Annotated in this window: 14 protein-coding genes and 1 pseudogene; 9 read left to right on the top strand and 6 right to left on the bottom strand. The window is 67.7% G+C overall.

Annotation, left to right across the window (positions count from 1 at the left end; translation table 11 throughout):
* From ACR652_RS15340 to cybH, 3 genes and pseudogenes are all read left to right on the top strand, one after another.
* Positions 1-436: hydrogenase small subunit (locus ACR652_RS15340; RefSeq protein WP_434507347.1), on the top strand; the 436-nt coding region annotated here is incomplete at its 5' end.
* A 25-nt stretch (positions 437-461) separates the two neighbouring features.
* Positions 462-2,251: pseudogene (locus ACR652_RS15335) on the top strand (nickel-dependent hydrogenase large subunit).
* Positions 2,252-2,315: 64 nt separating this feature from the next.
* On the top strand, positions 2,316-3,038 hold the full coding sequence (cybH, locus tag ACR652_RS15330) for a Ni/Fe-hydrogenase, b-type cytochrome subunit (protein WP_434507346.1): 723 nt from the start codon (positions 2,316-2,318) through the stop codon (positions 3,036-3,038).
* 95 nt (positions 3,039-3,133) lie between these two features.
* On the opposite strand, the gene cobT is transcribed toward cybH, so the two are convergent.
* Entirely contained in the window at positions 3,134-5,008 is a 1,875-nt protein-coding gene (gene cobT, locus ACR652_RS15325; protein WP_434507345.1) for a cobaltochelatase subunit CobT, read from the bottom strand.
* Positions 5,009-5,128: 120 nt separating this feature from the next.
* Positions 5,129-5,614 (bottom strand): peroxiredoxin, encoded by a 486-nt coding sequence (locus ACR652_RS15320; RefSeq protein WP_434507344.1) that lies wholly within the window; start codon positions 5,612-5,614, stop codon positions 5,129-5,131.
* Positions 5,615-5,831: 217 nt separating this feature from the next.
* On the opposite strand from ACR652_RS15320, the gene ACR652_RS15315 reads away from it, so the two are divergent.
* Positions 5,832-6,290, top strand: coding sequence for a hypothetical protein (locus tag ACR652_RS15315; RefSeq protein ID WP_434507343.1), 459 nt, complete (start codon positions 5,832-5,834; stop codon positions 6,288-6,290).
* A 44-nt stretch (positions 6,291-6,334) separates the two neighbouring features.
* Here ACR652_RS15315 and tlpA read toward each other — a convergent pair whose 3' ends face one another.
* Positions 6,335-6,976, bottom strand: coding sequence for a thiol:disulfide interchange protein TlpA (gene tlpA / locus ACR652_RS15310; RefSeq protein WP_434507342.1), 642 nt, complete (start codon positions 6,974-6,976; stop codon positions 6,335-6,337).
* A 22-nt stretch (positions 6,977-6,998) separates the two neighbouring features.
* Here tlpA and argH point away from each other — a divergent pair, with 22 nt between their 5' ends.
* From argH to ACR652_RS15290, 4 genes are read left to right on the top strand one after another with little or no spacing between them, the layout of a single operon-like run.
* Entirely contained in the window at positions 6,999-8,387 is a 1,389-nt protein-coding gene (gene argH / locus ACR652_RS15305) for an argininosuccinate lyase (protein ID WP_434507341.1), read from the top strand.
* The gene (locus ACR652_RS15300) at positions 8,384-9,001 is read left to right on the top strand and encodes a thiamine phosphate synthase (protein WP_434507340.1); all 618 of its coding nucleotides are present in this window, start codon (positions 8,384-8,386) and stop codon (positions 8,999-9,001) included. The genes argH and ACR652_RS15300 overlap by 4 nt, the downstream gene beginning before the upstream one ends.
* Positions 8,998-9,960 carry a tetratricopeptide repeat protein gene (locus ACR652_RS15295; protein ID WP_434507339.1) on the top strand — a complete coding sequence of 321 codons (963 nt, stop codon included), beginning with the start codon at positions 8,998-9,000 and terminating at the stop codon, positions 9,958-9,960. Before ACR652_RS15300 ends, ACR652_RS15295 begins: the two co-directional genes overlap by 4 nt.
* Complete coding sequence (locus ACR652_RS15290) at positions 9,957-10,868, top strand: alpha/beta hydrolase (RefSeq protein WP_434507338.1); 912 nt, start codon at positions 9,957-9,959, stop codon at positions 10,866-10,868. Before ACR652_RS15295 ends, ACR652_RS15290 begins: the two co-directional genes overlap by 4 nt.
* A gap of 13 nt (positions 10,869-10,881) precedes the next feature.
* Here the strand turns inward: ACR652_RS15290 and ACR652_RS15285 are convergent, their stop codons facing one another.
* Positions 10,882-11,529, bottom strand: a complete 648-nt coding sequence (locus tag ACR652_RS15285) for a hypothetical protein (protein ID WP_434507337.1) — start codon at positions 11,527-11,529, stop codon at positions 10,882-10,884.
* Here ACR652_RS15285 and ACR652_RS15280 point away from each other — a divergent pair.
* Entirely contained in the window at positions 11,528-12,229 is a 702-nt protein-coding gene (locus tag ACR652_RS15280; protein ID WP_434507336.1) for a HisA/HisF-related TIM barrel protein, read from the top strand. The genes ACR652_RS15285 and ACR652_RS15280 overlap by 2 nt on opposite strands.
* Before the next feature lie 218 nt (positions 12,230-12,447).
* Here the strand turns inward: ACR652_RS15280 and fae are convergent, their stop codons facing one another.
* Both fae and ACR652_RS15270 read right to left on the bottom strand, forming a co-directional pair.
* Complete coding sequence (fae, locus tag ACR652_RS15275; RefSeq protein WP_434507335.1) at positions 12,448-13,020, bottom strand: formaldehyde-activating enzyme; 573 nt, start codon at positions 13,018-13,020, stop codon at positions 12,448-12,450.
* 171 nt (positions 13,021-13,191) lie between these two features.
* Positions 13,192-13,326 (bottom strand): formaldehyde-activating enzyme (locus tag ACR652_RS15270; RefSeq protein ID WP_434507333.1); only part of this gene is annotated, 135 nt, incomplete at its 5' end.

Genomic DNA, 13,326 nt, shown 5'->3' with positions numbered 1-13,326 from the left:
GCCGGAACTCGATCGCCAGGGCCGGCCCAAGATGTTCTATTCCCAGCGCATCCACGACAAATGCTACCGGCGGCCGCATTTCGACGCCGGCCAGTTCGTCGAGGACTGGGACGACGAGGGCGCCCGCAAGGGCTATTGCCTCTACAAGCTCGGGTGCAAGGGTCCGACGACCTACAACGCCTGCTCCGCGGTGCGCTGGAACGGCGGCGTCTCCTTCCCGATCCAGTCCGGCCACGGCTGCCTCGGCTGTTCGGAAGAAGCCTTCTGGGATCAGGGCTCCTTCTACGAACGGCTCAACAGGGTGACCCTGTTCGAGGTCGAAAAGAACGCGGATGAAATCGGCTTCGGCGCCGCCTCCATCGCGGCTGGCGCGATCGGGCTCCACGCCGCCCTCACGGCCGTTCGCCGCGCGGCGAACCGGCACGAGAACGCCTGATCCTCACTTATCGCGGACACTGCCGATGAACACCCGTACGCCCAATGGTTTTGCACTCGACAACAGCGGCAAGCGCATTGTTGTCGACCCTGTCACGCGCATCGAAGGCCACATGCGCGTCGAGGTGAACGTCGACTCGAACAATGTCATCCGCAACGCCGTTTCGACCGGAACGATGTGGCGCGGCATCGAGACGATCCTGCGCGGACGCGATCCGCGCGACGCCTGGGCCTTCACCGAACGCATCTGCGGCGTCTGCACCGGCACGCATGCGCTCGCCTCGGTCCGCGCCGTCGAGGATGCGCTGGCGATCAAGATTCCCGAGAATGCGAACTCCATTCGCAACATCATGCAGCTCACCCTGCAGGCGCATGATCATATCGTGCATTTCTATCACCTGCATGCGCTCGACTGGGTCGACATCGTCTCGGCGCTGAAGGCGGACCCCAAGGAAACCTCGACGCTCGCGCAGTCGATCTCGCCCTGGCCGCTGTCGTCGCCGGGCTATTTTAAGGATGTTCAGACGCGGCTGACGAAATTCGTCGACTCCGGCCAGCTCGGGCCGTTCAAGAACGGCTATTGGGGCAACCCCGCCTACAAGCTTCCGCCGGAAGCCAATCTCATGGCGGTGACGCATTATCTGGAGGCGCTCGATTTCCAGAAGGAGCTGGTCAAGATCCATACGATCTTCGGCGGCAAGAATCCGCATCCGAACTGGCTTGTGGGCGGCGTTCCCTGCCCGCTCAACATCGACGGCGTCGGCGGCATCGGCGCCATCAATATCGAGAGTCTCAACTATGTGTCGACCATCATCGACCAGACAAACCAGTTCATCGAGCAGGTCTATCTGCCGGACGTGATGGCGATCGCCTCCTTCTACAAGGATTGGCTCCATGGCGGCGGCCTCTCCGGCAAGAACGTGCTCGCCTATGGCGACATTCCCGAGCGCGCCAACGATTATTCGGAACGAAGCCTCAATCTGCCGCGCGGCGCGATCATCAACGGCAACCTCTCCGACGTGCATCCGGTCGATCTGCGCAATCCGTCCGAGATACAGGAGTTCGTCACGCACTCCTGGTACAAATATCCGGACGAGACCAGAGGCCTGCATCCCTGGGAGGGCGTCACCGAACCGAACTTCGCCCTCGGCCCGAAGACCAAGGGCACGCGGACCAATATCGAGTCGCTCGACGAATCCGCGAAATATTCCTGGATCAAGGCACCGCGCTGGAAGGGCAACGCCATGGAGGTCGGGCCGCTCGCGCGCTGGGTGATCGGCTACGCGCAGAACAGGCCGGAGTTCAGAGGCCCGGTCGAAAAGGCGCTGAAGGACCTCGGCCTGCCCGAGCAGGCGTTGTTCTCGACGCTCGGACGCACCGCCGCCCGCGCGCTCGAAGCGCAATGGGCGGGCCAACAGATGCGACGCTTCTACGACAAGCTCATCTCCACGTTGAAAGCCGGCGACTCGTCGACGGCGAACACGGACAAGTGGAAGCCCGACACTTGGCCGAAGGACTGCAAGGGCGTCGGATTTTCGGAGGCGCCGCGCGGCTCGCTCGGCCACTGGATCAAGATCAAGGACACGAAGATCGACAATACCAGTGCGTCGTGCCGACGACCTGGAACGGCAGCCCGCGCGATCCGAAAGGCAATATCGGCGCCTTCGAGGCCGCGCTTCTGAACACGCCGATGGCCGATCCGTCCCAGCCGCTGGAGATTCTCCGCACGCTGCATTCCTTTGATCCGTGTCTCGCCTGCTCGACCCATGTCATGAGCGAGGACGGACAGGAAATGGCGTCGGTGAAAGTGCTTTGAGCGGGAGCGGCCTTTGTCGCGGCCGCGCGGCGGGACTTAACTGGAGCGACAGGGAGACGTTTCCATGCAGGATTATGCGCCTCTGGTCATATCTGCGGACACGACCGGCAAACGGGGCGTTCCGCGCACGACGGTCTATGTTTATGAAGCGCCGGTGCGGCTCTGGCACTGGACCAACGCCGGCTGCATCGTCATCCTCGTCGTGACGGGCTATCTCATCGGCGCCCCGCTTCCGACGACCAGCGGCGAGGCGGCGGACAAGTTTCTGATGGGCTATATCCGCTTCGCCCATTTCGCCGCCGCGCAGACCTTCGCGCTCGCCTTCCTGATGCGGATGCTCTGGGCCTTCGTCGGCAATTATTATTCGCGGCAGCTGTTCTACCTGCCAGTCTGGAAGCCGAGGTTCTGGTACGGCGCTCTCTATGAGACCGCGTGGTATCTGTTCCTCGTCAAGGCGCCGATGAAATATGTGGGCCACAATCCCCTCGCCAATATCGCGATGGTGCTCATGTTCACCACCTCGGCGCTGTTCATGATCGCGACCGGCGGGGCGCTCTATTCCGAGGCGAAAGGCATCGATTCCATCCAGGCGACGCTGTTCGGCTGGATGTTCTATATCTTCCCCAACAGCCAGGAGATGCATGCGCTGCATCATGCGGGCATGTGGGTCATCATCCTCTTCGTCATGATCCACGTCTATGCGGCCATCCGCGAGGACATCGTCTCCCGGCAGACCATGATCTCGTCGATCACGACCGGCCACCGCTCGTTTCGCGACGACGACTAGAGCATTCCCGCTCCGATGGAATCAGAGCGGCGCTCTCGTTTTTTGTTTTGTTGCGCTTTCTTGCGCCCAACCGGTTTCCACTTTGGCGGAAAGCGCTAGGAGGGGCGGCTCGTCTCGCTGAACAGCTCCGCGAGCTTCTCGGTCATGGCGCCGCCCAGCTCCTCCGCGTCGACAATGGTCACGGCGCGGCGATAGTAGCGGGTGACGTCATGGCCGATGCCGATGGCGATGAGCTCCACCGCCGATTTCGTCTCGATGTCGTGGATCACCTGACGCAGGTGGCGCTCCAGATAGTTGCCGGGATTGACCGAGAGCGTCGAATCGTCGACCGGCGCGCCGTCGGAGATCATCATCAGGATGCGGCGCTGCTCCTGACGCGCCAGCAGCCGCCGATGCGCCCAGTCCAGCGCCTCGCCGTCGATATTCTCCTTCAGCAGGCCCTCGCGCATCATCAGGCCGAGATTGCGCCGCGCGCGCCGCCAGGGGGCGTCGGCGGCCTTGTAGATGATGTGGCGGATGTCGTTGAGGCGGCCGGGGTTGGCTTTCTTGCCCTCGTTGAGCCACAGCTCGCGGGATTGCCCGCCCTTCCAGGCGCGGGTGGTGAAGCCGAGAATCTCGACCTTCACCCCGCAGCGCTCCAGCGTGCGGGCGAGGATGTCGGCGCAGGTCGCGGCGACGGTGATCGGCCGCCCGCGCATCGAGCCGGAATTGTCGAGCAGCAGGGTGACGACCGTGTCGCGGAAGTCCGTGTCCTTCTCGCGTTTGAAGGAGAGCGGCTGCTGGGGGTCGATGATGATGCGCGGCAGGCGGGCCGGATCGAGCATGCCCTCTTCGAGGTCGAACTCCCAGGACCGGCTCTGCTGCGCCATCAGGCGGCGTTGCAGGCGGTTGGCGAGGCGGCCGACCACCGACGACAGATGCAGAAGCTGCTTGTCGAGATAGGCGCGCAGCCGGTCGAGCTCCTCGGCGTCGCAGAGCTCCTCCGCGCGCACGGTCTCGTCGAAGCGGGTGGTGTAGGCGTGATAATCGCTCCCCGAGCGGTCGGCGGCCGGGGTCGTGGGGCGGCGCGCGTCGGGGGCTTCCTCGAGATCGCCCTCGTCGCCTTCCTCCGGCGATTCGCCGTACGGGGCCTCGGCCGATTCGCTCTCGCCGTCCTGCTCGGACTCGTCGGCGGCGAGCGAGGTCTCCATCTCGGCCTGGCTCTTTGCCTGATCCTCTTCCTGCTTCTGGTCCTCGCTCTCGTCGGGGTTCTGCGGCGGCTCCTCGACGTCCTCGGCCTCGGTCTCCTCGGGCGCCTCGGCGCCGGCCATGTCGAGATGGGACAGAAGCTCGCGCACGATATGGGCGAACTGCTTCTGGTCGTGGATCGCGCCGGACAGGCGGTCGAGATCGCCGCCGGCGCGCTCCTCGATCACGCCGCGCCAGAACTCCACGATCTTCGCGCCATGCGGCGGCGGCTCGAGCCCGGTGAGGCGCTCGCGGGCCAGGAGCGCCAGCGCGTCCTCGAGCGGCGCGTCGGCGCGGCTCATGATCTTTTCCGTATGGCTGCGCGTATAGCGGTCTTCCAGCATCGCGCCGATATTGGCGGCGACGCCCGCCATGCGCCGGGCGCCGATCGATTCGACCCGGGCCTGCTCCAAGGCGTCGAAGGCGGCGCGCGCCTCCAGGGCGTCCGGCGCATAGCGGCGGTGGACCGCGTCGTCGTGGCAGGCGAGGCGCAGCGCGATCGAATCGGCCTGACCGCGCACGACGGCCGCCTCCTTCGCGGTCAGCTTGCGCGGCGGCTCGGTGACGCGCGCCTTGGCGCCCTCCGGCGTCGAAACGAGCGAGGGCCGCTCGGACGCGAAGGTCACGTCGAGCTTGGGGGTCTTCGCCATGGCGCGCATGGCGCCGGCGACGGCCCGCTTGAAGGGCTCTTGCGGGGCTTCCTTGGGCGAGGCGGGGCGGCGGTTCGTCGGGGCGGGAGGCATTCGGCACTATATGCGCAAGCGCGAGAAAAGGAGCAAGCACGAGAAAAGGAGCAAGGCGGCGTGCGCCGCCGAAAGCGGAAAATCCCCTCTCCCCGCGGGCGCGGGGAGAGGGGCGGGGGATCAGAGCTTTTCGAGCGTCGCTTCCGCGCTGGAGACCGTCGCGAGGCTGGAGTTCTCCTCGATATTGATCCAGTCGACGACGCCGTCGGTCACGATCGCGGAGAAGCGTTTGCCGCGCACGCCGAGGCCGAACTCCGCGAGATCGAGCTCCACGCCGAGCGCGCGGGCGAAAACGCCGGAGCCGTCGGCGAGGCCGTCGATCTTCCCGGCGGCGCCGCGATCCTTCAGCCAGGCGTCGAGGGTGAAGACGTCATTGACCGCCGTGACGGCGACGGCGTCGACGCCCTTGGCCTTGAGGTCGTCGAAATGGGCCACGAAGCCGGGCAGGTGTTTGGCGTGGCAGGTGGGCGTGAAGGCGCCCGGCACGGAGAAGAGCGCGATCTTGCGGCCCCTGAAATAATCGCCGGTCTTGATGGGTTCGGGCCCGTTCTTGCCCATGATCGTGAGGGTGACGTCGGGAATCCTGTCGCCTGCTTTGATGGTCATGACTGTCTCGCTTCTCGAAGTGAGCCGAAAAGAATCGCCCCTTACTTAGCGCGATTTTCGCGCTTGTCCTCCCGCCGAGCCGCCGCCTGTGAACATTGTCTGTTCGGAGAGGCGTTTACTGCATCGCTTCATGGCGCTTGTGGCCCGCGCCGAGCCATTGCAACATGCGCCCCTGCGGCTCGAATTTCGAGCTCCGCGCTTCTTGGGAGGTTTGGAGATGGCGAATAGGGAAGGACCGGAGGGGCAGCCGCCCGCCGCCTGGGTCTGGAGTCAATATCGCGGCGTGCTGCCGGCCGAATCCGCGAGCGCCCATGCCGCCGATCCGGCGCCCTCCGCCGTGGCCCCGACGGCCGCGACCGGCGCGACCGGCGTCTCCCGGCATTCGAGCCTGATCGGCCTCGGCCTTGCGGCGGCGGTGGTGATCATCGCCGGTCTGACATGGCTCTTCACGACGCAGCCGGCGTCCAGTCCCGCCGAGCAGCCGGCGACCGAGAGCGCGCCGCAAAAGAGCGAAGCCGCGCCGCCCGCCGCCGAGCCCGCCGCCGCGACCGCGACGCCGGCGCCTGAGGCGCCCGCCGCAGCCGCCCCCGCCGCCGCGACGAGTCCAGCCGCCCCTGCGGCGCCCGCCGCGACGCCGCCTCACGTCAAGAAGAAGAAGAAGCCGCACCAGGGGTGAGAGCGGCGTCCGCCCTCCACGCCGATCCCGGGTCGGGGAGGTCCTTACCTCCCCGCCGCCTCCAGAGCCTTGCTCACCAGCGTCCTGGCGTCGGCGGAATGCCAGTCGGCGGGGCCGTTCATCAGGCCGATCTGGCAGCCCTCGGGATCGAGCAGGATGGTCACCGGCAGGCCCAGCGCCTTGCCCGACTGCTTGAGCTCGTAAAAGATGTTGGCTTTGGGATCGGCGTAGAGCGTCAGCGCCTTCACCCCGGTCTCGTCGAAGAACTTCTTCGGCCGCTCGGGCCGCGACGTGTCGATGTTGATCGCGACGACCTGGAATTTGTCGGACCCCAGCTCGGCCTGAAGCTTGTCGAGCTCCGGCATTTCGGCGCGGCACGGGACGCACCACGTCGCCCAGACGTTGAGCAGCACGGTCTTGCCCCGGAAGGCCGCGAGCGAGACGGGCTTTCCATCGGGATCGTTGAAGGCGTAGTCGGGGAGCTTCCCGGGGGCCTTCGAGACATTCATCGCGGCGACCTCGCCCCTGGCCAGATCCTTCACGGCCTCCGCCGTCTTCGCGGCGGCGGCGCAGTCGGCGGCGCGCGCTTCCTTGCCGCTGGGTCCGCCCGCGTATAAAAACCCGGCGCCGGCCGCCGCCCACACAAAGGTCGCAAGACGACGCGAAAAGGCGGCGGGTTTCTTCATCGACGCAGGCTCCGGGGTGAAAATGACGAGCAAGATATGGGGCGGTCGCTTTCAGAGCGCAACCGACGCGGTGCTGGAGGCCATTAACGTCTCCATCGATTTTGACAAGCGTCTCGGGCCCCAGGACGTTCGCGGCTCGCTCGCCCATGTCGCCATGCTCGGCCGGCAGGGCATCGTCTCGGCCGAGGACGCCGCGAAGATCACGCAGGGGCTCACGCAGATCGCGGGCGAGATGGAGCGCGGCGAATTCACCTTTTCCCGCGCGCTCGAAGACATCCATATGAACGCCGAGTCGCGGCTCGCGGAGCTGATCGGCCCCGCCGCCGGGCGGCTGCACACGGCGCGCTCGCGCAATGATCAGGTCGCAACCGATTTCCGCCTCTACATCCGCGACGAGATCGACGGGCTCAACGCGCAGCTCGCCGATCTCCAGCGCGCGCTGGTCGAACGCGCCATGGAGGAGGCCGGCAGCGTCATGCCGGGCTTCACCCATCTGCAAAGCGCCCAGCCGGTCACGCTCGGCCATCACCTGCTCGCCTATGTCGAGATGATCGGCCGCGATCGCGGGCGTTTCCGCGATGCGCGCGCCCGGCTCAACGAATGTCCGCTGGGCGCGGCGGCGCTCGCCGGGACCTCTTTCCCCATCGACCGGTCGATGACCGCCTCGGCGCTGGGCTTCGACCGCCCGACGGCCAATTCGCTCGACAGCGTCTCCGACCGCGATTTCGTGCTGGAGACGCTCGCGGCCGCCGCCATTTGCGCCACCCATCTGTCCCGCTTCGCGGAAGAGATCGTGCTGTGGACGACGCCGCAATTCGCCTTCATCTCGCTCTCCGACAAATTCACCACCGGCTCCTCGATCATGCCGCAAAAGCGCAATCCCGACGCGGCCGAGCTCGTGCGCGGCAAGTCGGGCCGCATCATTGGCGCGTTGCAGGCGCTGCTGATCGTGATGAAGGGCCTGCCGCTCGCCTATTCCAAGGACATGCAGGAGGACAAGGAAGGCGCCTTCGACTCGCTCGACTCGCTCTCGCTCTGCATCGCCGCCATGGCCGGCATGGTCCGCGACATGACGGTCAATCGCGCGCGCATGAGAGCGGCGGCCGGCGGGGGCTTTTCCACCGCGACGGATCTCGCCGACTGGCTCGTGCGCCGGCTCAATCTGCCGTTCCGCGAGGCGCATCACGTCACCGGCCGCGTGGTGGCGCTGGCCGAGGGGCGCGGCGTCGGGCTCGAGGACCTCGCGCTCGCCGATCTGCAAGGCGTCGAGCCGCGCATCACGGCGGAGGTCTTCGAGGTGCTCGGGGTGGACAAATCGGTCGAGAGCCGCACCAGCTACGGCGGCACGGCCCCCGACAATGTGCGCCGCGCCGCGCAGAGCTGGCTCGACTGTCTCGGGGACGGCAAATGAGCGAAGAGCCCGCGCGCCTCTATCTCGCCACGCCGCCGCTCGCCGAGGCGCGCGACTTTCTACCGGCGCTGACCGCGGCGCTTTCCGCCGGCGAGGTCGCGTCGCTGCTCATCCGGCTCGCGGGCGACGATCCGCGCAAGAACGAGGACATCGTCCGCGCGCTGGCGCCCATCGCGCAGGAGAGCGGCGTCGCGGTTCTGGTCGACGGCTCGGTGACGGTCGCGATGCGCGCGCGGGCCGATGGCGCCCATATCTCCGGCGCGGGCGAGGAGCTCGTGGAGGCCGCGAAGAAACTGTCGCCCAAATATATCGTCGGCGCCGGCGATCTGCCGATGCGCGACGACGCCATGCGCGCGGGCGAAATCGGCGTCGATTACGTTCTGTTCGACGATGAGGACCCGCGGCTCCTCGTCGAGCGCGTCGACTGGTGGGCGGAGCTGTTCAGGACGCCTTGCGTCGCGCGGGCGCGGACGCTTTCAGAGGTCGCGCCGCTCGCGCGGGCGGGCGCCGATTTCGTCATGCTGGACGACGCCGTCTGGACCGATGCGCGCGGCCCCGCCGCGGCCGTCGCCGAGGCGCTGGCGATCCTCGAACAGGAAGGCTCGCAGCCATGAGAAGATGTCTGTCGATTGCGCTCGCCGCCCTCGCCCTGGCCGCTCCCGCGATGGCCAAGGAAGAGACGGCCCCCGCCGCCTCGGCTGCATCGCGCGATCTGGCCTTCGGCGCCTATCAGCGCGGCGACTACAAGGCCGCGATGGCGGAGGCGAAGAAACGGGTCGAGGCCAATCCGAAGGACGCCGCCGCCCTGACCCTGATCGGCCGCCTCTATCTCGAAGGCGCGGGCGTCAAGCGCGACATGAAACAGGCGATGGACTGGTTCAGACGCGGGGGCGACGCGGGCAATGGCGAGGGGGCCTATCTGTATGGCGTCGCCCTGCTGGAAGGGATCGACATCCCGAAGGACCGCGCCCGCGCCCGCGCCTATCTCGAAAAGGCCGGCGCGCTGGACCATGCCGCCGCCCTGCATCTGCTCGGTGAGATGGCGCTGGAGAACGGCGGCCGCGATCCGGACTTCGGGGCGGCGATCGCCTTCTTCAAGCGGGCCTCGGCGGCCGGCAGCGCCGACGCCGATTACGCCATCGGCGTTCTCTACAAGACCGGCAAGGGGGTCGCGAAGGACGACCGCGAGGCGGCGAACTGGTTCAAGCGCGCCGCCGACGCGGAGTTTCCGCCGGGCATGGTCGAATACGCCATCATGCAGTTCAACGGGGTCGGCGTCGATCGCGACCGCACGACGGCCGTCGAGCTTCTGCGCAAGGCGGCGATGAAGGGCAACGCCGTGGCGCAGAACCGCCTCGCGCATCTTTACGCCGAGGGACTCGGAGTCGAGGTCGATCTCGCCAAGGCGAAGCAGTGGCGCGATCTCGCCAAGGAGCAGGGGTTGAACGACCCGTCGCTCGATTACCTCTCCAACGCCTCCCGGCCGCAACAGCCCGCCGGGCCGAAGCCGCCGGCCGCGCCGCAACCGCCCGCGCCGCCAAAGAGCCCGACGGCCCCCGCGCCGCCCAAATGACGGCGCGCGGGAGCGTTCAGGCCCGCCTCACGGCGGCGCTGCTGCGCCGTTTCGTCAAACCGCGCCTCGAAGGTCTGATCCGCCGCGCGCAGGCGGCGCAGATGTTTTTTGCGCAGCATGCCGCGCAGCAAGACGCCCCCTTCGGAGCAGACGTCGCCGGCGACCGGCTGCCCGCCGAAGGCGGCAAGGCCCTCGCGACGCTGGTCTATCTGCACGGCGGCGGCTTTCTCGTCGGCTCGCCGCGCGCCTTTCGCTATGTGTCGAAGGCGTTCGCGCGCGCCGGCTTCGACGTCTTCGCGCCCGCCTACCGGCTGGCGCCCGCGCATGTGTTTCCGGCGGCGCTCGACGACGCCCTGCGCGCCTATCGCGCGGTTCTCGACGCCCGGCCGGGGCCGGTGGTTCTCGCGGGAGATTCCGCGGGAGGCGGGCTGGCCGTCTCGCTGATGCTGCGGGCGCGCGACGAAGGCCTGCCCTTGCCCCGCGCCGCCGCGCTGTTTTCGCCCTGGACCGATCTCGCCGCCACGGGCGCCTCGGCGCGCGAAAACGAGGACAAGGACGCGCTCTTCACCCGTCGCCTGATCCTCACGGGCGCCCGCGCCGTGCTGGGGCGGACGAGCGGGCGAAACCCGCTGGCCTCGCCGGTCTACGCCGACCTTGCGGGACTTCCGCCGCTTCTCGTCCACGCCGGCATGGACGAGGCGCTGCGCGACGACGCTGCCCGTCTGGTCGAGCGCGCGCGGGCGGCGGGCGTCTCGGCGGATATTGAGCTTTGGCCCGATGTCCCGCATGGCTGGCAATTGCTGCCCTTCCTGCCGGAGGCGCGCGAGTCGCGCGAGAAAGGGATCGCCTTTCTCAGGCGCGCCGTCGTATCCGCTCCCGCCTCTGATCCGTCACGCCAGGGCTCCTGAAGCGCGGGGCGAGTCAACCGGGTTCGTCCATCGCCGCGAGGAGCGCGCGCGCCAGGGCGCCGAAGCGCTGTTCGATCAGCGCCGGGCTCTCGCAGACATAGCCGATCATCTTGCGCTGCTCCTCGAACAGGCGCACGCGCCATTGCAGCGTCTCGGCGGCCTTCTTGACCGCCTCGGGGTCCGGCGGCTTCTGGTTCTGGAGGTCGTAGAAGGCCTGCGTCTCCTGGCGGGTCTTTTCCGCCATCTCCTTGAGGCGGCGGCCGAAGCGATCGAGGCCGAGCACCACCTCGCGCCGCTCGTCGTTCATGCGCTCATAGAGCCCGGCGAAGAGCAAAGTCAGACGCGCCTTCCGGTTCTGCCCGGCGGCTCTGGCGAAATCGGCGACAAGGCGCCCCGCCTCCTCCTGCGGCGTGCGGCGCGGCGCGATGCGCGCCACGAGTTCGGACACGGCGGGGTCGTCGCGCCACGCCTGGCGCTCCTTGTCGAGAGACGGCCCCGTCCAGACGCCGCCCAGCGCAATTTCCGGCACGCGCACCTGTTTGCACGGCCAGTCGCCCTGCATCGTCTGGGCGGCGGCGGGCGCGGCGGCGAAGAGCGGCAGGGCGGCGATGAGACGGGCGACGGTGTGTTTCGTGATCGGCATGGGTCTATAATGCCTCATGCAGGTCATTCCCGTCATCGATATTCGCAACGGCGCCGCCGTGCGCGCCATCGCCGGCCGTCGTGAAACCTATGCGCCGCTGGCGACGCCGCTCGCCGCGAGCAGCGCGCCGCGCGACGTCGCGCTGGGCCTTTTCACGCTGCATCGCTTCGCGGCGCTGTATGTCGCCGATCTCGACGCCATCGAAGGGCGCGGCGACAATCGCGCCGCCATCCTCGACATCGCGGAGGCGGTCGCCCCCGCGCGACTTTGGGTGGACGCGGGATGGACGCAGGCGGCGGACGCCGCGCCCTGGCGCCAGTCCGACTCGATCGACCTTGTCTTTGGCAGCGAGACGCTGAAGAGCGCGCAAGAAGCCCTTGCCCTGCGCGACGATCCGCGCGCCATTCTCTCGCTCGACGTTTCGACGCAAGGCGTCCTCGGCGATCCGCGCCTTCATGCGGATGCGGCGTTCTGGCCGGCGCGCGTCATCGTCATGACGCTGGCGCGGGTCGGAGCCGGACAGGGACCGGATGTGTCGCTGTTGCGCGAGATCGGGGCGCGGGCGGGGCGCCGGCGGGTCTATGCGGCCGGCGGCGTCCGTGGCCTCGACGACCTGCGGTCGCTGAAGGCGGCGGGCGCGGCCGGCGCGCTCATCGCCACGGCGCTGCATGAGGGGCGGCTGACGGCGGCCGATCTGGCCGCTTTGGCGGGGCGCTGAATAGGATTGCGTCTGCGGCCTTGCCCCTCACCCAGCCTCTCCCCACTGGCGGGGAGAGGAGGGGATGCGGGCTTCTGGCCCCCTCGCCCCGCAATCGCGGGGAGAGGGTTGGGGTGAGGGGCAAGGCCGCGACACGCGCGCCATGACGCCTTCGACCTCTCCAAAAATAAAGGGGGAGCCACGCGGGCTCCCCCTGTTGTCCAAGCTTGCGCGGCCGATCAGTTGGCGGCGAAAGGATGCTTGGCGGTGACGCGCTCCTGGACGACGCGCTGGGCCTTCGGGTCGCCCTTCATCGCGCGGGCGATGGCTTCCTTCGTGGCCTGATAGTTGAAGTCCTGGATCTTCTGATCGTCGTTGGCGTCCCAATGGATGAACACGCCGACGCAGATGAAGAGGTCTTCAGCCTTGTCGAGCGGGATCACGCCTTCGGCCACCGAGTCGGCGACGGCCTTGGCGACGCCATGCTGCGCCGGGCCGAACATCTGAACGGCCTGCTTGGCGTTCTTGATGGTCACCTTGTTGAACATCATCGTGTAGGGCTTGACGAGCAGGTTCGGCGCGATGACCGCGAGCAGCGTCGTAAAGCCGTCCTTGTTGTTGACGAGGCCGTTGGCGAAAGCCTTTTCGGCCGCCGAGCCGCGCGGACCCATGATCAGGTCGATGTGGGCGACCTCATTGCCGTCGCCGACGAGCGACTCGCCGACACCCGTCTTGGCGCTCGCCGAGCCGGTGAACCCGCTCGACGGCTTGGGAAACAGCGCGCCAAGAATCTTCTCGAAGAAAGAAGCCATTTTTTCCATCCCTCCCGGTGCTGATCGCGTCCAGCGGCGTTTTCAGCTAGCGCACGCGCGGAAGCCCCACCTGTTTTGTTCCGACGCCGGTATCGCGCGTCGCGGTCTTGTACGGCTGAAAGGGGAGCCGGCGACGGCTCCCCATCATTGCCCCTGAAGGAGCAGCCGAACTCAGTTCGGAGCGAAGGGGTGCTTCGCGTCGTTGCGCTTGGCGACGACTTCCGACGCCTTCGGCTCGCCGCGAACGGCGCGGGCGATGGCTTCCTTCGTGGCGGTATAGTTGTAGTCCTGGATCTTCTTGTCGTC

The sequence above is a fragment of the Methylocystis sp. genome, from assembly GCF_051061225.1.
Taxonomy (GTDB): Bacteria; Pseudomonadota; Alphaproteobacteria; order Rhizobiales; family Beijerinckiaceae; genus Methylocystis.
The sequence above is the reverse complement of the archived record's forward strand: the minus strand, read 5'-3'. Positions and strand labels throughout refer to the sequence as shown.